Source organism: Paenarthrobacter sp. Y-19 (assembly GCF_029223985.1).
GTDB lineage: Bacteria > Actinomycetota > Actinomycetes > Actinomycetales > Micrococcaceae > Arthrobacter > Arthrobacter nicotinovorans.
Map to the genome: position 1 here is coordinate 3680100 of NZ_CP119414.1, position 19327 is coordinate 3699426.

Consider the following 19327-nt stretch of genomic DNA (forward strand, 5'->3'; position numbering starts at 1 on the left):
CGTCACTGATCACTTCAAGCATGGAACGAAAAACAGGGGCCGGGACGGCCCGCAGAACGACGTTTGCTGGCGCTGGCCCAAGAGATTCTTGGACTGCCGTCCAGGGCCCGACGGCGGTACGCGGCTCAGGCGGCTGCGGCACCCAGGAGGCTGTGGATTTCGTCCAGGACAGCCTTGACGATGGGCCGCCTGGCATCACTGCTGCGCGTCACTGTCAGGACGCGCCTTTGGATGTGCGGCTTGTCGAACGCATGGATTCCCACGGGCGCCACAGTGCTGTCCACGGAGAGCGGAGGGAGCAGGGAGATGCCCCGGCCCCGGGAAATGGACTCCACCAGCAGCAGCAGATCGTCCACTACCCAGCGGATGTTGGGCTCGAAGCCCTCATTCCGGCAGGCGTAGCGGACTGCCTGGCCGCATGCTCCCGCGTCCGGGGTCAGCACCCAGGCCTCATTCCTGAGGTCCGACAACTTGAGCCTGGGCGGGACCTCGTAGTCCGGCGGCGTGACCAGCACCAGCGGCTCGCTGAGCACTTCCCTGGTGACCAGATAGTCCGGAAATGCCATGGGCACGTTGTCGTAGAGGTCGACAATCGCGATGTCCAGGGCGCCGTTCAGCAACTGCTCGATGCTGTCGACCGGTTCAACCACGTTGACGGTCAGTTCGACGTCGGGAACGGTCACCTCGAGTTTCTCGGCGACCGGCAGGAGCACTGTCCGGGCGAGGGAGGGAATGGAACCGATGCGGACCCTGCCCGAAAGATCGCCACTGAGTTGGTCCATTTCGGCGCGGGTTGCTTCCAGAAGGCGAACCACGGCCCGGGCGTGCTCCACCAGGATTTCACCGGCACCGGTCAGCCCGACGCCCCGCGATGAACGGTCGAGGAGCTGGACCCCGGTTTCCCGTTCGAGAATGCTGATCTGCTGCGAAACGGCCGAAGACGTGATGCCCAGGACACGTGCCGCACCGGCCAGGGACCCTTGCCGGGCCACCTCGTTGAGAAGGCGCAGCCGGGGCACGTCCGGAAGAGGTTTTTCGGTCATGAAACATTCTTGCACGATTAGCTATTCTTAAGGCAGATCTGGATGTATCTTAAGTTAAACCACGAGCCGCCGAGTGGACGACGACGTCCGCAGCAGGCCCCCATCCCCCGAAAGGACGCCACGTGGACATCATGGAGACGTACCCGTCCAAACTCACGCTTACCGGCATACTCGGCGCCCCCGAATCCGCTGCACGAAGCATCACCAACACCATCGAGGACCTTGGCACGGACCTTCGCGAGCTCAGCCACGGAATCCACGGCATCGCAGAGGTGGGCTTCGAAGAGCGCCTCTCGGTCGCTTTCGCCGCCGAATTCCTCAGGTATCGGGGCTATCCCGTACAGGTGGGCCGATACGGCCTCCGCACCTCACTTCGGGCCGAGGCGGGATCCGGATCCCCGAAAGTGGCTGTCCTGGCCGAATACGATGCCCTTCCCGGCGTTGGCCATGGCTGCGGACACAACGTCATCTGCGCTGCCGCTGTCGGAGCGTTCCTCGGAGTTGCCGCCCAGGTGGAAAAGCTCGGCGGCTCAGTGGTGCTCCTCGGCACGCCTGCCGAAGAAAACGGAAACGGCAAGGAACTCATGGCCCGGGCGGGCGCCTTCGACGACATTGACGCGGTGGTGATGCTGCACCCGTTCACCGGCGAGTACGAGGTCGCCTCGTTTGCCTCCCTGGCGGTCCGCGACGTGGAGGTCACCTTCCATGGCGTTGCGGCCCACGCTTCGTCGGCTCCGCACATGGGCCGCAATGCCCTCGATGCCGTCGTGGCCGCCTACCAAGGCATCGCAGCACTCAGGCAACACATCCCCGCCACGGACCGCCTCCACTGCATCATCACGGAGGGCGGATCAGCGGTGAACGTCGTCCCCCACCTGGCGGGCGCCGTCGTCGAAATCCGCTCCCTGGACCCGGCCGGGCTTGTGGACATTTCGCGGAAAGTGCAGGACATCCTGGAGGGCGCAGCACAGATGACCGGCACGCGGCTGGAGACCACCTGGGACCCGTTCCCCGCCTACCTCCCCGTCCGCAGCAATGACGCCTTGGCCGCGCGCTACCACGGGCACATGGCTGCGCGCGGCCGGGCCATCACCCTTGAGACCGAACTGGTGGGCGGCGGCTGGTCCACCGACCTGGGGAACCTGAGCCTGCGGATCCCCTCGATCCATCCCACGGTGAGCATTTCCCGCGAAACTGCGGTCATGCACACGGTGGAGTTCGGCCAGCATTCCATCAGCCCCGCCGGTGATGCGGCCGTCGTGGACGGCGCAGTGGGGCTGGCGCTGACTGCGGCCGACTATCTGGCCGACGCGCGGCTCCGGGAGCAGGTCCGCCTGGACTTCGAAGCGGCCGGCGGCGCCGTGGACGTGGAGCGGCTGCTCACGCCGCCTGCAGGGAAGTAGCACGGCCATGCTGAATCCCGTCCATTTGCGCACCCTCACTGTGGTGCTCAGAACAGGCTCCTTCGCTGACGCCGCGCGCGAGATCGGCTACACCGGGTCAGCCGTTTCGCAGCAGGTGGCGGCTTTGGAACGCGCAGTGCAGGCACCCTTGGTGGAGCGTGACGCCCAAAGCATCCGACCCACCGAGGCGGCAAAGTTCCTGGCAGCCCGGGCACATGACATCATCAACGCCCTGGGCAACCTGGAAGACGACATGAAGGGTTTCAGCAAGGGCGACTACGGCCTCATGCGCCTGGGCAGCTTCAGCACAGCAAGCCAACGGCTCCTCCCCGACGGCCTGGCCTCGTACCTGCGCAGGCATCCCAACTCCAGCGTGGACCTGGAAGAGGGCGGTCCCGCCGAGCTCGCGGGCATGGTCCGGGACTCCACGCTCGATGTCGCCGTGGTGTTCCATTACGACCTCGTCCCCCAGCAATGGCCGTCGAACGTGGCGGCAACACCACTCCTTGCGGAGGAACTGCTGCTTCTGCTCCCTGAGTCCCATCGCCTGGCCGGCGCGGAGAACATCACCCTGCAGGACCTTGAGCGGGAACTTTGGGTCTCGACAAAAGAGGACTCATCCGGCGACGCCTGCCTCAGGCACCTGTGCGCAAGCGGCGGATTCACACCGCGCATTCCGGTGCGCAGCAACAACTACGACGCCCTCCGCGGCATGGTCCGCTCCGGGCTGGGCATAGCGCTGGTTCCGGCCATGGACCACGTACCCACGGACCGGATCGTGGCGACGGGCATCTCCGGCTGTACGGCCCGGCGCCACATCTCAGCACTCAGGCAGAAGTCGCAGGCCGGCGTTTCCATCACGAGTTTCCTGCAGTGCCTGGGCCGTGCTGCGGACAAGCTGGCCGCGTCCCATAGCGGCATCGTCCGTCAGACGAAGCAGCCCGACGCGGTGGCGCCGATGGGCTACCTTGCCGGGCTCCGCGCGTCGTAATCCTGCCAGCTGAACCCTAGTTGGGCGAGCCGGCCGTACTCTGGCGCACTACGAGCTCAGGGGTGAACACGACGGCGCGATGCTTGGTTCCACCGTTTTCCTGCTCTTCGGCGAGGAGCTCGATCGCTGTCCGCCCCAGGGCTTCGGTGGGCTGTCGGATGGAGGACAAAGGAACGACGGCGGAAATGGCGAAATCGATGTCGTCGTACCCGATCAGGGCAATGTCATCCGGGATGCGGACGGTGCGGAGCATGGTCAACGACTGCATGACGCCGAGGGCCAGGAGATCGTTGGAGCAGAAGACGGCCTCGGGCCTGCCAGCGGGATCGCGCTCCACCAACGCGTTTCCCACTTGCCGGCCGGCCAGGACAGTTTGCCCCGCGGAGTCGAGTACCTCCATGGTCGCCTCCGGGACTTCCGCCACAGCACGCTGCGCGCCCTCAAGCCTGCTGGATACCTGGCGGATGGAGGGGCTTCCAACGAAGGCCAGACGACGGCGACCCAGGTCCAGCAAGTGCCGGGCCGCGAGATAGCCGCCTTCCTGGTCGTCCACGGAGACTGAGCTGCAGCGTTCCGTGTCGGCGAGCTGATCCACCAGGACCGTGGGGACTCCGCGCTCCCTGAGGGTATCGATCCGCGCTTCGACGTCCCCGACAGGTGACAGGAGCAGGCCCTGGACACGCTGCTCCTGGAAGAGATCCATGTAATGCGCTTCGCGGGTAGCGTCCTGGCCACTGTCGCCCACCAGCACCACGCTGCCCAGCGCGGTTGCGGCATCTTCGGCGGCACGGGCCACGGAAGAGAAGAAGGGGTTTCCGACGTCGAGGACGATAAGCCCGATGGTCCGGCTTTGACCGGCGCGGAGTTGGCGGGCGGCGTCGTTGCGCACGAAGCCAAGTTCGGCGATGGATTTGAGGACTCGTTCTTTGGTCTTTTGGGAAACCCTGTCCGGATAATTCAGCACATTGGAGACAGTTCCCACGGCAACTTGTGCGTGGTTGGCGACGTCCTTGATGCTCGCTGTTTGGGACATGCTTTCCGTTCTCGCTGGTCGAAAATCAAGGACGCTGGAAACGCCTTGACACCCCCTGCTTGCCGAGGGTAATTTGAATCGTAACAAATGAAACGATTCAAAGACGAGTAACCCGGAGAACCGCATGAGGGTATGTTTCCGCTCTTCCGTCCAAGCGGAACTGATGGACGAATACAAGCGCCGCCACGCCGCCGTCTGGCCTGAGATGTTGACGGCCTTGAAGGACGCAGGGTGGAACAACTACTCGCTGTTCCTGGCACCCGACGGTCAATTGATCGGTTACCTGGAATGCGAAGACTACGCGGCAGCACAGGCCCGTATGGCCCTCACGGACGTCAATAACCGCTGGCAAGCGGAAATGGCCGCCCTGTTCGCGAACAGCAACCTCCCTCCGGACCAGGGTTTCGAAGTCATCGAAGAAGTTTTCAACCTTGAAGACCAACTGGCCGACGCCGGCAACGTCACAAACGGGGCCACGCCAGTACATACAGACACCACCATCGGACACCAGAAGGAACAATCATGAACACCACAGAATCGGCCCTGGGCCGCCTGGGAGAACTGGCCATTGAAGTGCCGTCCTGGGCTTACGGCAATTCCGGGACCCGGTTCAAGGTCTTCGGCACCCCGGGCACGCCGCGCACCGTGCAGGAAAAGATCGCCGACGCCGCGAAGGTCCACGAGCTCACCGGCCTGGCCCCCACCGTGGCGCTGCACATTCCGTGGGACAAGGTTGACGACTACGCTGCCCTGCGCGGGTACGCCGAGGGCCTCGGGGTGGGGCTGGGCACCATCAACTCCAACACGTTCCAGGATGACGAGTACAAGTTCGGCTCCCTGACCTCGTCCAACGAGTCCGTCCGCCGCCGCGCGATTGACCACCATCTGGAGTGCATCGAGATCATGCACGCCACGGGTTCGCGCGATCTGAAGATCTGGCTCGCCGATGGCACCAACTACCCGGGCCAGGACGATATCCGCGGCCGCCAGGACCGCCTGGCTGAGTCCCTCCAGGAAATCTACGCGGGCCTGGGCGATGAGCAGCGCCTGGTCCTTGAGTACAAGTTCTTCGAGCCGGCTTTCTATCACACCGATGTTCCGGACTGGGGCACGTCCTACGCGCAGACCCTTGCCCTGGGCGAGAAGGCCTTTGTCTGCCTGGACACCGGCCACCACGCCCCGGGCACCAACATCGAGTTCATCGTGATGCAGCTCCTTCGCCTGGGCAAGCTGGGTTCCTTCGACTTCAACTCCCGCTTCTACGCCGATGACGACCTGATTGTGGGCGCGGCGGATCCGTTCCAGCTGTTCCGTATCATGCACGAGGTCATTCGTGGCGGCGGTTTCGGAAAAGAATCCGGCGTCGCCCTGATGTTGGACCAGTGCCACAACCTGGAAGAGAAGATCCCGGGCCAGATCCGCTCGGTGCTGAACGTCCAGGAAATGACGGCCCGCGCCCTGCTGGTGGACACCGCCGCACTCAGCGAAGCCCAGCGCGCCGGGGACGTCCTGGCGGCAAACGGCATCTTCAACGATGCCTTCTACACCGATGTCCGCCCGGTCCTGGCCGAGTGGCGCGAATCCCGCGGCCTGCCCGCCGACCCAATGGCCGCTTACAAGGCCAGCGGATACCAGAAGAAGATCAACGAGGACCGCGCAGGCGGCCAGCAAGCCGGATGGGGCGCCTAAGCATGACTACCAACACCACTGTTGAAGAACTGATCTCCCGTTCCAACCGCCTCGGTGCGGACAAGCGGAACACCAACTTCGCCGGCGGCAACACCTCCGCCAAGGGCACAGAGAAGGACCCCGTCACGGGTCAGGACGTAGAGCTTCTTTGGGTCAAGGGCTCCGGCGGCGACCTCGGCACCCTGAAAGCGGAGAACCTCGCAGTACTCCGGCTGGACCGGCTGCAGGCACTGAAGTCCGTTTACCCCGGCGTCGAGCGCGAAGACGAAATGGTGGCCGCCTTCGATTACTGCCTCCACGGCAAGGGCGGCGCCGCGCCGTCGATCGATACCGCCATGCACGGCCTGGTGGACGCCGCCCACGTTGACCACCTTCACCCGGACTCGGGCATCGCGATCGCAACCGCCGTTGACGGCGAAGCCCTGACCTCCAAGGTCTTTGGCGACAAGGTGGTGTGGGTGCCGTGGCGTCGTCCCGGTTTCCAGCTGGGCCTGGACATTGCCGCGATCAAGGAAGCCAACCCGCAGGCCATCGGCACCATCCTGGGCGGCCACGGCATCACCGCCTGGGGTGCCACCAGCGAAGAGGCCGAGGCCAACTCGTTGTGGATCATCGACCAGGCAGAGAACTACATCAAGGACAACGGCAAGGCCGAGCCCTTCGGTGCCCCGCTCCCCGGCTACGGCGCCCTCCCCGAAGCTGAGCGCAGGGCCAAGGCTGCGGCCCTCGCTCCGGTGATCCGCGGCCTGGCCTCCACTGACAAACCGCAGCTGGGGCACTTCAGCGATGACGCCGTCGTGCTTGAATTCCTTGCCTCGGGTGAGCACCCGCGCCTGGGCGCGCTGGGCACCTCCTGCCCGGACCACTTCCTCCGCACCAAGGTCAAGCCGCTGGTGCTGGACCTGCCGGCCGATGCCTCGATCGAAGACTCCGTGGCGCGCCTCAAGGAACTGCACGCCGCCTACCGCGAGGACTACCAGGCGTACTACGACCGGCACGCTGACGCTGATTCACCGGCGCTCCGTGGCGCGGACCCGGCGATCGTACTGGTCCCGGGCGTGGGTATGTTCTCCTTTGGCAAGGACAAGCAGACCGCACGCGTCGCCGGCGAGTTCTACATCAACGCCATCAACGTGATGCGCGGCGCCGAGGCCATCTCCACCTACGCCCCGATCGAGGAATCCGAGAAATTCCGCATCGAGTACTGGGCCCTGGAGGAAGCCAAGCTCGCCAGGATGCCCAAGCCCAAGTCCCACGCCACCCGCATCGCGCTGGTGACCGGTGCGGCGTCGGGCATCGGCAAGGCGATCGCCACCCGCTTGGCGTCCGACGGCGCGTGCGTGGTGATTGCCGACCTGAACCTTGAGAACGCGCAAAAGGTCGCCGAGGAACTGGGCGGTCCGGACGTCGCCATCGGCGTCCAGGCCGACGTGACCGACGAAGCCCAGATCGCTGCCGCGATCCAGGAAGCCGTGCTCGCGTTCGGCGGCCTGGACCTGGTGGTCAACAACGCCGGCCTTTCCATTTCCAAGCCGCTGCTGGAAACCACCGAGAAGGACTGGGACCTCCAGCACAACGTCATGGCCAAGGGCTCGTTCCTGGTGTCCAAGGCCGCGGCAAAGGTCATGATCGACCAAGGCATGGGCGGGGACATCATCTACATCTCCTCCAAGAACTCCGTGTTCGCCGGCCCGAACAACATCGCGTACTCCGCCACCAAGGCAGACCAAGCCCACCAGGTCCGCCTGCTCGCCGCCGAACTGGGCGATCACGGTATCCGCGTCAACGGCATCAACCCCGACGGCGTGGTCCGGGGCTCCGGCATCTTCGCCGGCGGCTGGGGCGCAAAGCGAGCAGCCGTGTACGGCGTGGACGAGCAGGAACTGGGCAAGTACTACGCCCAACGCACGCTCCTCAAGCGCGAAGTCCTGCCCGAACACGTCGCCAACGCCGCGTCCGTGCTCACCAGCAACGAGCTCTCCCACACCACCGGCCTGCACATTCCCGTGGACGCCGGCGTGGCAGCAGCCTTCCTCCGCTAGGAGCACCAGTGACCACCGGAACCACCACGGACACCGCCCCGGCACACGCCGGGGCGGTGTCCTCACCGCAGACAGACCAGGTTTTCGCAGCCATCGACATCGGCGCTTCCTCCGGCCGCGTCATGCTGGGCCGCGTCTCCCCCGCCACAGGTGTCTCCCTTGAGACGATCCACCGCTTCCCCAACGGAGTCATAGAGCTCGACGGCGGCCTCCGCTGGGATTTCGACGCCCTCTTCGCTGAGGTGCTCAATGGGCTGGCAGCGGCGGCGACCGTGGCGCGGGGGCACGGCGAGCGCATCGTGAGCATCGGCATCGACACCTGGGCCGTTGACTACGGCTTGGTGAACAAAGCCGGCGAACTGACCGCGCAGCCCTACAGCTACCGCGACGAACGCAGCCGGGCCGCTGTGGAGCGCGTCCATGCGGCCGTTTCCCCGGAAAAGCTCTATGCCGCCACGGGATTGCAGTACTTGCAGTTCAACACCGTGTATCAACTGGCCGCGGAGCCGAACCTTGAAGGGCTGCAAGCTCTCCTGATCCCCGATCTGATTGCTTTCCTGCTGACGGGTGAGCGCCGGACGGAAGCCACCAATGCCTCCACCACCGGGCTCTTCGACGCCATCACCGGAGAGTGGGCCACGGAATTCCAGGACGCCCTCGGCCTGCCCCGCAACGTCTTCCCTCCGCTGATCCAACCCGGCGAAACGGTGGGAACGCTCTTGCCGGAGATCCTTGACCGGACGGGCCTTCCGGCGGACACGAAAGTGGTGGCCGTCGGTTCGCACGACACCGCATCCGCCGTCGCCGCAGTTCCCGCTGCGGACCAGGATTTCGCCTACATCTCCTCGGGCACGTGGTCCTTGGTAGGCGTCGAGCTCCCCCAGCCGGTCCTCAACGAAACCAGCCGGAAAGCCAACTTCACCAACGAACGCGGCGTGGACGGCACCATCCGGTACCTCCGCAACGTCGGTGGCCTGTGGCTGCTCAGCGAATGCCAAAGGGCATGGGCCGCCGAGGGCCACACGCAAGCGCTCACCGCCTTGCTGGATTCCGCGGCGGCACTGCCTGCCGGTGGGCCCCGGATCAACGCCGACGACCCCCGCTTCACAGCACCGGACAACATGCCGGACCGGATCCGCGCAGCCGTGCGCAACACCGGCGCGGTACTCCCGGACCGGCCTGCCGCCGTCGTGCGTTGCATCATGGACAGCCTCGCTGCCGGTTACGCCCGCACGCTGGCCGACGCAGAGCGGCTCACGGGGCGAAGCACCAGCGTGGTGCATATTGTGGGCGGCGGCTCGCAGAACCGGCTCCTGTGCCGGCTCACTGCTGACGCAACGGGCAAACAGGTGGTCGCGGGGCCGGTCGAAGCAACAGCGCTGGGCAATGTGCTGGTGCAGGCGAGGGCCGCAGGCTTGGTCAAGGGTGGGTTGGGTGAGCTGCGCGTACTCGTGGCCGCAGGGACGGAACTGCTGCGATACGAGCCGGCCGGCGCCTTGCAGTCCAGCCGGTCCTGACCCTCTTTGAACCGGATGCGGCCGCGGATCAACCAAGTGAGTTTGATCCGCGGCCATCCTGCATTTGAACAAGGTCAGGAAGCAACAGGCCCCGGTCTCGTGGTTGTGAATCTCCCGCTCCACGGCAGGCTCCGAGTCTGGTACGTCACAGCGCCGGGTGAGGGTCCCGCGCTAAACTGGTCCCACTATGATCCGCACAATGTTCAAGTCCAAGATCCACCGTGCAACGGTGACCCATGCCGACCTCCACTACGTCGGTTCGGTCACTGTCGACCTGGACCTGCTGGATGCGGCCGACATCCTTCCCGGCGAACTCGTGTCCATTGTTGACGTCACCAACGGCGCCCGGCTGGAGACTTACACCATCGCCGGCGAGCGCGGGTCCGGCGTGATCGGCATCAACGGCGCGGCCGCGCACATGGTCCACGTCGGCGATACCGTCATTCTCATCACCTATGCGGAAATGACCACGGAAGAGGCCCGGGCCTACGAACCCAGGGTGGTTCATGTCGGCAAGGACAACAAAATCCTGCAGCTTGGCAACGACCCCGCCGAGGGCCACACCCCCGGGCTCATGCGCCCGCCGCACGCGCTCAGCAACGCAGCGCACCTCAGTTAGGTTCCCACAGCAACGCCCGACGCCGGCACTCACCAGGGTGCCGGCGTCGTGCGCGTTCAGGGTCCAAATATCGGGACGGTCGCCTGAAAACGCTTACTCACGCGGCTGTTCTGGCTAGGCTGTAGTTCGTGATCCAACAAATCCCCGCCGGCACGCCGTCATGATCGGCGTCCTGTCCGGGTTTTTCGTTGTCTGGGCCATCATCCTGGTGGGCATGTTCGTTGGCCGTCGCGGCATCCTCGGTGACAACGCCCGCTCCGTGTTAAGTTCCCTGACGTTCTTCGTGGCTAGCCCCGCGCTCCTCTTCGAGACCTTGAGCAAGGCGAAACTGCATGATGTTTTCGCCGCTCCGTTGTTGGTCACGGCCGTCGGCGCCGTCATCACCGGCCTGCTGTTCTTCCTGATCGTAAAGCTCTGGTTGAAGCGCAGCATGCCCGAAGCGCTCATGTCTTCCATGAGTGCGTCGCTGGCCAATTCAGCCAACCTGGGGATCCCCATCGCCGTGTTCGTCCTGGGCGATGCGAGCTATGTGGCACCGCTGTTGATCTTCCAGTTGGCGTTTTTCACCCCCATGTACCTGATGGCCCTCGATGCCAGTACCAGTTCACATCGGACCACCCCCCTGCGCTTCGTCCTGATGATCGTGCGGAACCCCATGATCGTGGGCTCAGCATTGGGCCTTCTGGTGGCGGGCACCGGTTTCCAGGTGCCAACGCTTATTCTCGAGCCGATCCACCTCATTGGCGGGGCCGCGATTCCTGCGATGCTGATGGCGTTCGGGATGAGCCTGAACGGTTCCAGGCCCCTGCAGAAGTCCGCAGGACGCCGGCTCGACACCCTGTTGGCCAGCGGCTTCAAACTGGTCGTGCACCCGTTGGTGGCTTATCTTTTCGCCCGCTTCGCCCTCGGGATGGACGGCCATGCGCTGTTCGCGGTGGTGGTGACCGCGGCGCTGCCCACAGCCCAGAACGTGTTCGTGGCCGCCAACCGTTACCAGGCGGGAATTACCGTCGCCAAGGACACCGTGCTCATCACCACGATCGTGGCAGTGCCGGCGATGATCGCCGTCGCACTGCTGCTTACCTGACCCAACCAGCGTTACTCCACGTCGGCGCTGGCCAGGTAGTGGTCCAGGAGCTGCGCGCAGCGGATGAAGCCGAGGTGTGAGTAGGCCTGGGGATGGTTGCCGAGGTGCGTTTCCGTGCCCGGATCATACTCCTCGGGCAGCAGCCCGGTGGGACCGAACAGGGCCACCAACTGGTTGAACAGTTCCAGCGCATCGTCCAGTCGCCCCACCGCGAGGTACGCCTCAATCAGCCAGGTGGTGCAAATGTGGAAGCCGCCCTCCAGACCCGGCAAACCGTCGTCGTACCTGTACCGGAAGACGGTAGGGCCGACGCGCAGCTCCCGCTCCACCGCAGTCACGGTATCCAGGAACCGCTGGTCCTGGACGTCCAAGAGGCCGGACAATCCGACGTGGAGAACTGCGGCGTCGAGGTCCGGGCTGTCGTAGGCCACGGTGTAGGACCGCGCCGACGAATCCCAGCCCTCGCGAAGGACTTCCTCACGGATCGTCGCCGCCGTGGGTGCCCAGTCCGCGTGCGGCGTCCGGCCGTGCAGGGCAGCAGCACGCAGCGCCCGGTCCAGCGTGACCCAGCACATGACCTTGGTATAGACGTGGTGGCGAGGCGGGCGGCGCGCTTCCCAGATCCCGTGGTCGGGCTCATGCCAGCGGGCCAGCACCGCATGCGCCATTTGCTCCATCAGGAACCAGTGCTCGTCCGGCAGGAATCCGCGCCGCTCCGACAGATCATGGATCAGCTCGGCGATGGGGCCGAACACGTCCAGTTGCACCTGGTGGTCCGCTGCGTTCCCGATCCGTACAGGCCTGGACCCCGCGTACCCCGGCAGGCTCTCCACGATGGCCTCCGTAGACAACGGTGAGCCAGTCACCGAGTAAAGGGGGTGCAGCCATTCCGGGCCGGGGGCGTTGTCCAGGATACGGCCCAGCCACCGCAGGAACCCGTCCGCTTCCTCCGTGGATCCCAAGGACACCAGCGAGTTCACGGTCATGGATCCGTCGCGCAGCCAGCAGTACCGGTAATCCCAGTTCCGGGTTCCGCCGATTCCTTCCGGAAGGGACGTGGTGGGCGCAGCCAGGACGGCACCGGTGGGCTCGTGGACCAGCGACTTGAGGACCAGCGCGGAGCGCCGCACCAGCGAAGTTTTGATGGTGGGCAGCTGCAGTGCTTTGACCCACTCACGCGCAACCTGCCCGACGGCGGCACGACGGTGGGGCTCGCCGGCCGGGTCCGGGAGCGGCGGCTCGGTATCCCCACAGCGCATATTGAGGACCACAGGCCCGTCGCTGAGGGCGACTTCAGCTGTAGCAGTGGCGTAGCGGCCGTCGCTGGTGATGGAGAAGGCAACCCCGGGAGCGGACAGGATGATCGGATCCGAGGTGCCAAGGATATGGACCTCGTCGCCGCGGATTTCCATGCTGAACGGTGCGTTGGCGTAGTCGGGCCGCGGAGCGAAGACCACGCGGGCCGACCCCGTTCCGGACAACACCCGGACCAGGCTGGTGATCCCCTCCGGGGCGGGTTCCAGGTAGTCCGTCACGGTAACGTCTGCCCAACGGGTTTCCACGATCATGGTGTTGTCCACGTAGCGCTGGGCCAGCACCTGCGACGGTTTCGCCGGTTCGATACTGAAGTGGCCGGCAGGGTCGCCACCGAGGATATGGGCGAACAGAGAGCCCGAATCGGGCAACGGGTGGCTCATCCAGCAGACCTTGGCATCCGGCGTAAGCAAGGCCGTGGAGCTTCCGTTGCCGATCATCGAGTGTCGTTCCAGGCCCACTGCGTCTTCGCCGAAGAGCCATGCCCGCCGCAGCTCGAACAGCAAGGCCAGCACGTGCGCAAAGGCTTCCGGATCCGGAAGGGTGTGTGCCGCCGTCGTGCTTCCGGGCCCCACATGCAAACCGAGGTCCGGCCCCCGCAAAGTGGCCAGCGCTTTTTCGTCGCTCTCGGCATCGCCCGCATACAGTGCCGCGCTGACGCCCAACCGGGCGCGGAGCTGCTCCAGGGCTTGGCCCTTCGCCGGCTCCTCCACCGTGAGGTCCAGCACCGTTCCGTCGATGATGAAGTAGAGGCCGAATTCGATCGCGATCTTCTGCGAGGCGTACACCGCCCGGTCCACAACCTCGGGCGTGGCCGGCCGGGTGTGGACAGCAACGCCTACGGGCTTTCGGACAACGCTGATGCCCTTCTCGAATCCCACGGCCTCGGTCAACGCCGTAGCTACCTGTTGGAGCAACTGCTCCGTGGCGAGGGAAAGCGTGTAGGCGTAGCCCATGTCGAACTCCACCCCGTGGGAACCCACCAAATGGACCTCGGCCGGAAGCCGGGACACTGCTGCCAGGTCCCGCAAAGACCTGCCGGAAATGATGGCTGCGTGGGTGTTCGGGAGGGCTGCGAGAGCCCGGAGCGCCACCGCTGCGCTGTCCAAGGGCAGCGTCTCGGTGGATACTCCCTCCGCCGAGCAGAGCGTCCCGCCGTAGTTGCAGGCCACCAGGAGGCCGGGAACCCTGGCCAGGACCTTAAGCTCCGCGAACAGCTCAGGGGTGATGCCGTTGTGCGCGTCGGATTGAAGGACCGTCCGGAGGAGGCCAAGCGGGAGCGATTTCATCAGCAGCGCGGAGTCGGCGACTGATTGATTCAAGTGCGTGGGCATGGCGGATCCTTCCGAAGCGGATAACTACAGTCTCCGCCCGGACGGTTTCGCTTGACTACCTAGTAGATTGCAAACGAGTAAAGCTTTTCCTTGGATTTATGCGGGTGTTTACGCCGGTACCAGGCCAGCTACCTCGGCAAGCAGCTCCACGGACCGCAAACGCTCCGCAGTGCCGATGCTCTGGTGGGCCACGATCAATTCGTCTGCGTCTGCGAACCGGGCGAACTCATCCAGGTACTCGCGGACAACGTCCTTGGTGCCTACGGCCGAGAACTTCATCATCTGGGCGATGTGCTGGCCCTGCGGGGAGTCGAGGACCATATCCGCTTCGTCATCCGTGAACTCGCGTCCGCCACCGAAGAACAGGGAGACCCGTGCACGCTTCACTGCCAGGTTGATGGCCTGCGCCTCGGCATTGGTGTCCGCCGCCGTGACGTTCACTCCCGCGATCACGTACGGCTCAGACAACTGTTCCGAGGGCTTGAACTCACGCCGGTAAACAGCCACGGCGTCCTGCAGCGCGGCCGGGGCGAAGTGTGAAGCGAAGGCGTACGGCAAACCCAGCTGGGCGGCCAGCTGCGCGCCGAAGAGCGAGGAACCCAGAATGTACAGCGGCACGTTGGTGCCCTTGCCTGGCGTCGCTTCGACACCCTGGATGCGGGTGGGGCCTGTGAGGTAGCCCTGCAGTTCCAGGACGTCCTGCGGGAACCTGTCGGAGGATGTGTGGTCACGGCGCAGCGCACGCATGGTGTTCTGGTCGCTGCCGGGGGCACGTCCCAAACCGAGGTCGATGCGTCCCGGGTGGAGCGTCTCCAAGGTGCCGAACTGTTCGGCGATGGTCAACGGCGAGTGGTTGGGCAGCATCACACCGCCGGCGCCCAGGCGGATGGTGTTGGTGTGCGCGGCGACGTGGGCGATCAGCACGCTCGTGGCCGACGACGCGATGGCGGACATGTTGTGGTGCTCGGCGTACCAGACCCGACGGTAGCCAAGCTCTTCGGCCTTCTGCGCCATGGCGACACTGCCCGCAAGGCTCTCCGCCACCGTCTGGCCCTTCCCGATGGTTGCCAGGTCGAGGATGGAAAGAGGAACAGTCACGGTGAAGCCTTTCGGTACGTTTCGCGGCGCCCGCTTCTGCTTTCCGGGCACTCTAGCGACAACGACGGCGGCACCCGGCTTATTTCTGTGAGTTGCGTCGCGTGCTGTTCGGGCCCGGCCTTTGTGACCCTGTTCGACGCCTGATTAACTGCCGTGAACCCCTGTATCCCAGGGTTTCGGAGCGCTTTGACCACCCTCGCGGGCCTGCCGGATAGTTGCAGCCACGACTACGCATCAGAGCCCTTCGAGGAGAACCCATGGCACGTTTTACCGCCGCATCCGGCATCACCGCGGCGCTGGCCGCCACCGCACTGCTGGGGTTGACGGCATGCTCGGATCCAGGAGCCACGGCAGCCGCGTCAGCGCCGGCGTCGAACGCTTCATCCAGCGCAACCAAACAATTCAACCTGACCCCGCAGCAGGACCGCATCAAAGTGGCCGTGGATTCCGCTGCGGCAGCCTTGGTCCCCGACGCCATCAAAGCCGACGGCAAACTGACCGTGGTGACCACAGGCGGCACTCCCCCGTTGAGCACGTTCGCCACTGACAACAAGACGCTGATCGGCAGCGAAGTGGATATCGCCTACGCTGTGGGCGAGACCCTGGGATTGCAGGTCGAGGTGCTGCCGGTTGCGTGGGCCGACTGGCCGCTGGGTGTCGAATCCGGAAAGTACGAGGCCGTCCTCTCCAACGTCACGGTCACCGAGGCCCGTAAGGAAAAGTTCGACTTCGCCACCTACCGCAACGACCTCCTGGGCTTCTACGCCAAGGCCGACTCCGACATCTCAACAGTGAAGGAACCCAAGGACGTCGCAGGCAAGCGCATCATCGTCGGCTCGGGCACCAACCAGGAAGCAATCCTGGTGCGCTGGGACGAGGAGAACAAGAAGAACGGGCTGAAGCCGGTTGAGTTCCAGTATTACGACGACGACTCCGCCTCCCAGCTCGCCCTCCAGTCCGGACGTGCGGACCTGACGTTCGGACCCAACGCCTCCGCCGCGTACAAGGCTGCCAAGGACGGCAAAACCAAGGAGGTGGGCACCCTTGAGGGAGGCTGGCCCCTGAAGGCCGAAATTGCTTTCACCACCCAGAAGGGCAACGGCTTGGCCGTCGCCGCGCAAGCTGCCCTCAATACCCTCATCAAGGACGGCAACTACGGCAAGATCCTGGACCGCTGGGGACTGTCCTCCGAGGCCATCCCGGCGTCCGAGCTGAACCCGGCAGGCCTGCCCAAGAAGTAGTACCCCACCCCAAGCAGGGGACAGCACATGTCGCGATGACCGCTCGAAGGAGCGTTTGCTGTCCCCTGCTTTGGTGCGCCTAGAAGTGGGCGGGGTCCGTGTTGGCGCCGCAGAGAACAACCGCCACGGTCTCGCCGTCGTTCGGTGTGTACGCCCCTGACAGCAGGGCCGCGTAGGCCGCGGCAGCGCCGTGTTCCACCACGATCCTGTGCTTCTCCCACAAGGCACGCCGGGCGTCGACGATGTCCTGGTCCGTGACCAGGACGCTCTCTACCCCGGTCCGGCGGGCGACCCCGAAACCGATCTCGCCGATCCGCCGGGCACCCAGGGAATCGGCGGCAATGCCGGAGACGGCCACATCAACCGGTTCGCCCTGGGCCAGCGCGGTGTGCAGCGTGGGAACCGTCTCCGGTTCGACGCCCACCACATGGGCCCTCCCCTCAACGGCTGCGGCAATGCCGCCCATCAACCCGCCTCCACCTACGGCAACCAGGATGGTATCGACGTCGGGCAGTTCATCCAGCAGCTCAAGGCCGACGCCACCGGCACCCGCCACGATCTCCGGCTGGTCGTACGCGTGGCAATAGACAGCGCCTTTTTCCTCCGCGAACTTCACGGCGGCGGCGTAGGCCTCGGCGTACTCGGCACCGCCTTGGACTACTGTGGCCCCAACGGCGTACAGCTTGTGGACCTTGTTCGCCGGAGCCGATTCGGGGACGAACACGGTGGCGGGAACGCCGAGCTTCGCTGCCGCAAATGCGTTCGCCAGGCCGGCGTTTCCACCGGAAGCCACCACGATGCCGACTCCGGGATCCAATTCACCGTTCTCCCTGGCGGTGAGCAGCCGGTTGAAGGCACCGCGGGCCTTGAACGAGCCTGTGTGCTGCATGTACTCGCACTTGAACCACAAGTGGTACGGCTCCTGGTTCCCGCTTTCAGCAAGGGGCGTGTGCCGCACCCAGCCCGATGTCCGGGCGTATGCTGCTTCTACTTCTTCGCGTGTGACCATTGTGGCTGCACCTTTCGTCAGCTTTCATCCTATGGTTCGGCCGTCCCGCATAGGCTTGATCCATGCCTGACTTTGTCCTCCGCCCCGCCGTAGCCACCGATGCCGCCTGGATTGCCGAGCTTCGCGCCGTGGTGATGCGGCCGGACCTGGAACGCCTCGGACGCTTCGACCCCGCGCGCGTCCGCGAGCGCTTCCTTGCCGCCTTCGAGCCGGAGCAAACCTACGTCATCCATAGCGACGGCGTCGACGCCGGAGTGATCGCGGTCAGGCCCGAAGCGGACGCCCGGTGGATAGAACATTTCTTCATCGCCCCGGCACATCAGGGCAAGGGTCTTGGCGGGGCCGTTCTCCGGCATGTGATGGGCGCATCGGTGGACGAACGCCCCTTCCGCCTGGACGTGCTCCAGGGAAGCCCGGCCCGGCGTCTTTACGAACGGCACGGCTTCGTCCTGGAATCCGAGGACCCCGTCGACGTGTTCATGGTGGCCCCGGGCAACAGCTGACCACGCCTCCCCGGAATGCGGTAACCTCAGCACACACCACGCGGCCATGACGCGATACTTTCCGGGGGGAAAATGGGGAACTTTCGAGCGCGCTTGTTGATTCGATCGCGTCTGCTAAGACGTGCAACCACTACTGCAATGGCAACGGGCCTCCTGGCATCCGGGCTGGTGGGCGCCGGACCTGCCCTTGCCGACTACCAGCCAACTCCGTACATCGACGGCGTTCCGTACGTTGGGTCCGAGATGCGCCGCCAGTACAACTACGACTACTGGGGTTGCAGGAACCCCGACGGTTCCAGCGACGGCATCACCCTGGAGTGGCTGCGCGACGGTGAGACCCTACCCCAGGAACGCCAAGGCGAAACCCTGAAGGTCCTGCCCGAAGACCAGGGCTCCAGGATCTCGTTGCGTGTCCATCCGTTGACTCCCGGCGAGCCCGGCTGCCCCACAGGCACGCAATTGAGTGCGGAAACCGCGCCGATCAAAGCGTCCAACCGGGCAATGGGCTGGACAGGCAGGGGCAACTTCGAACCCCTGGCCCGGACCCCCGACGGCCGGCTGATCCTGTACCCGCGGACCTACACGTATTACAAGGGCGCCTGCGAGGGACCCTGCCCCGCGTACTGGGGAACATGGGACGAACCCCGGCAGGTAGGGGCGGGCTGGAACATGTTCAACATTGTCTTCTCGCCCGGCGACTTTGACGGCGACGGATTCAATGACCTCCTTGCCAGGAACTCAGCGGGCCAGCTGTTCCTCTACCCGGGTGACGGCGACGGCGGCTGGCTTCCTGCCCGCCAGGTGGGCGCCGGTTGGAACATCTTCGACTCGATCGTGGGTCCCGGGGACTTCAACGGCGACGGCTACAACGATGTCCTTGCCCGGAATCCCGCGGGCGATCTGTTCCTGTACCCGGGAGATGGCGAGGGCGGGTGGCTGGCGCCCGGCAAGGTGGGCTGGGGCTGGCAGGTCATGAACAAGATCATCACCAGCGGCGACATGAACGGCGACGGCACAGTGGAGATCTTCGGCCGCGACCACAGCGGCGGCCTCCAGCTGTACCCCACCGACGGCCAGGGCGGCTGGGGTGTTCCCGCGTTCATGGGCAGCGGCTGGAACACGTTCCGGGATGTGTCGGGCCTGGGCAGCTTCGCTCATCAGAAGTACAACAACCTGGTTGCCATCAACCAGAACGGCGATCTTGTCCTGTACTCCACAGGCGCTGCCACCACAGGGCTTTATGGTCCGTACGGCCCGGTCGGCAACGGCTGGGACGTGTTCCGGGAACTGCTCTAGCGGTCCATTAGAGGGACTGCCCCCACACCGTCAGCTGGAGCTTCACCGTCGAACGGGCATCATCCCCGCCCTCCGATGCGGAATTCTGCTGGATCATTGCCAGGAGCA

At 65.1% G+C, this 19327-nt stretch carries 16 protein-coding genes; 11 read left to right on the plus strand and 5 right to left on the minus strand.

Going from position 1 to position 19327, the window contains the following annotated elements:
* Nucleotides 1–125: 125 nt before the first annotated feature.
* Nucleotides 126–1043: a LysR family transcriptional regulator gene (locus PYR64_RS17235; protein ID WP_039243135.1), complete on the minus strand. Its 918-nt coding sequence runs from the start codon at nt 1041–1043 to the stop codon at nt 126–128.
* Between the two features lie 131 nt (nt 1044–1174).
* On the opposite strand from PYR64_RS17235, the gene PYR64_RS17240 reads away from it, so the two are divergent.
* Together PYR64_RS17240 and PYR64_RS17245 are read left to right on the plus strand one after the other, a co-directional pair.
* Nucleotides 1175–2446: an amidohydrolase gene (locus tag PYR64_RS17240; RefSeq protein ID WP_275779992.1), complete on the plus strand. Its 1272-nt coding sequence runs from the start codon at nt 1175–1177 to the stop codon at nt 2444–2446.
* Nucleotides 2447–2453: 7 nt separating this feature from the next.
* Entirely contained in the window at nt 2454–3437 is a 984-nt protein-coding gene (locus PYR64_RS17245) for a LysR family transcriptional regulator (protein ID WP_275776568.1), read from the plus strand.
* A 16-nt stretch (nt 3438–3453) separates the two neighbouring features.
* Here the strand turns inward: PYR64_RS17245 and PYR64_RS17250 are convergent, their stop codons facing one another.
* Complete coding sequence (locus tag PYR64_RS17250) at nt 3454–4470, minus strand: LacI family DNA-binding transcriptional regulator (RefSeq protein ID WP_018778136.1); 1017 nt, start codon at nt 4468–4470, stop codon at nt 3454–3456.
* Between the two features lie 124 nt (nt 4471–4594).
* Between PYR64_RS17250 and PYR64_RS17255 the strand changes: the two genes are divergently transcribed.
* From PYR64_RS17255 to PYR64_RS17280, 6 genes are all read left to right on the plus strand, one after another.
* Entirely contained in the window at nt 4595–4996 is a 402-nt protein-coding gene (locus PYR64_RS17255) for an L-rhamnose mutarotase (protein ID WP_210077536.1), read from the plus strand.
* Nucleotides 4993–6159, plus strand: a complete 1167-nt coding sequence (rhaI, locus tag PYR64_RS17260; protein WP_018778134.1) for an L-rhamnose isomerase — start codon at nt 4993–4995, stop codon at nt 6157–6159. Before PYR64_RS17255 ends, rhaI begins: the two co-directional genes overlap by 4 nt.
* Before the next feature lie 2 nt (nt 6160–6161).
* A complete protein-coding gene (locus tag PYR64_RS17265; protein WP_275776572.1) occupies nt 6162–8201 on the plus strand; it encodes a bifunctional aldolase/short-chain dehydrogenase in 2040 nt (679 codons plus the stop codon).
* Between the two features lie 8 nt (nt 8202–8209).
* The gene (locus PYR64_RS17270) at nt 8210–9718 is read left to right on the plus strand and encodes a rhamnulokinase family protein (RefSeq protein WP_275776574.1); all 1509 of its coding nucleotides are present in this window, start codon (nt 8210–8212) and stop codon (nt 9716–9718) included.
* A 187-nt stretch (nt 9719–9905) separates the two neighbouring features.
* Nucleotides 9906–10337, plus strand: a complete 432-nt coding sequence (gene panD / locus PYR64_RS17275) for an aspartate 1-decarboxylase (RefSeq protein WP_026267226.1) — start codon at nt 9906–9908, stop codon at nt 10335–10337.
* Between the two features lie 160 nt (nt 10338–10497).
* Nucleotides 10498–11424, plus strand: a complete 927-nt coding sequence (locus PYR64_RS17280; RefSeq protein ID WP_018778130.1) for an AEC family transporter — start codon at nt 10498–10500, stop codon at nt 11422–11424.
* 11 nt (nt 11425–11435) lie between these two features.
* On the opposite strand, the gene PYR64_RS17285 is transcribed toward PYR64_RS17280, so the two are convergent.
* Nucleotides 11436–14072, minus strand: a complete 2637-nt coding sequence (locus tag PYR64_RS17285) for a trehalase-like domain-containing protein (protein WP_275776578.1) — start codon at nt 14070–14072, stop codon at nt 11436–11438.
* Between the two features lie 108 nt (nt 14073–14180).
* Complete coding sequence (locus PYR64_RS17290) at nt 14181–15170, minus strand: LLM class flavin-dependent oxidoreductase (protein ID WP_026267225.1); 990 nt, start codon at nt 15168–15170, stop codon at nt 14181–14183.
* 257 nt (nt 15171–15427) lie between these two features.
* On the opposite strand from PYR64_RS17290, the gene PYR64_RS17295 reads away from it, so the two are divergent.
* Nucleotides 15428–16411 carry an ABC transporter substrate-binding protein gene (locus PYR64_RS17295; protein ID WP_018778127.1) on the plus strand — a complete coding sequence of 328 codons (984 nt, stop codon included), beginning with the start codon at nt 15428–15430 and terminating at the stop codon, nt 16409–16411.
* A 79-nt stretch (nt 16412–16490) separates the two neighbouring features.
* Here PYR64_RS17295 and PYR64_RS17300 read toward each other — a convergent pair whose 3' ends face one another.
* The gene (locus PYR64_RS17300) at nt 16491–17420 is read right to left on the minus strand and encodes a threonine/serine dehydratase (RefSeq protein ID WP_079581858.1); all 930 of its coding nucleotides are present in this window, start codon (nt 17418–17420) and stop codon (nt 16491–16493) included.
* 62 nt (nt 17421–17482) lie between these two features.
* Here PYR64_RS17300 and PYR64_RS17305 point away from each other — a divergent pair, with 62 nt between their 5' ends.
* A complete protein-coding gene (locus tag PYR64_RS17305) occupies nt 17483–17923 on the plus strand; it encodes a GNAT family N-acetyltransferase (RefSeq protein WP_275776582.1) in 441 nt (146 codons plus the stop codon).
* Nucleotides 17924–18061: 138 nt separating this feature from the next.
* Nucleotides 18062–19219 (plus strand): VCBS repeat-containing protein, encoded by a 1158-nt coding sequence (locus tag PYR64_RS17310; RefSeq protein ID WP_275776583.1) that lies wholly within the window; start codon nt 18062–18064, stop codon nt 19217–19219.
* Nucleotides 19220–19327: the final 108 nt, after the last annotated feature.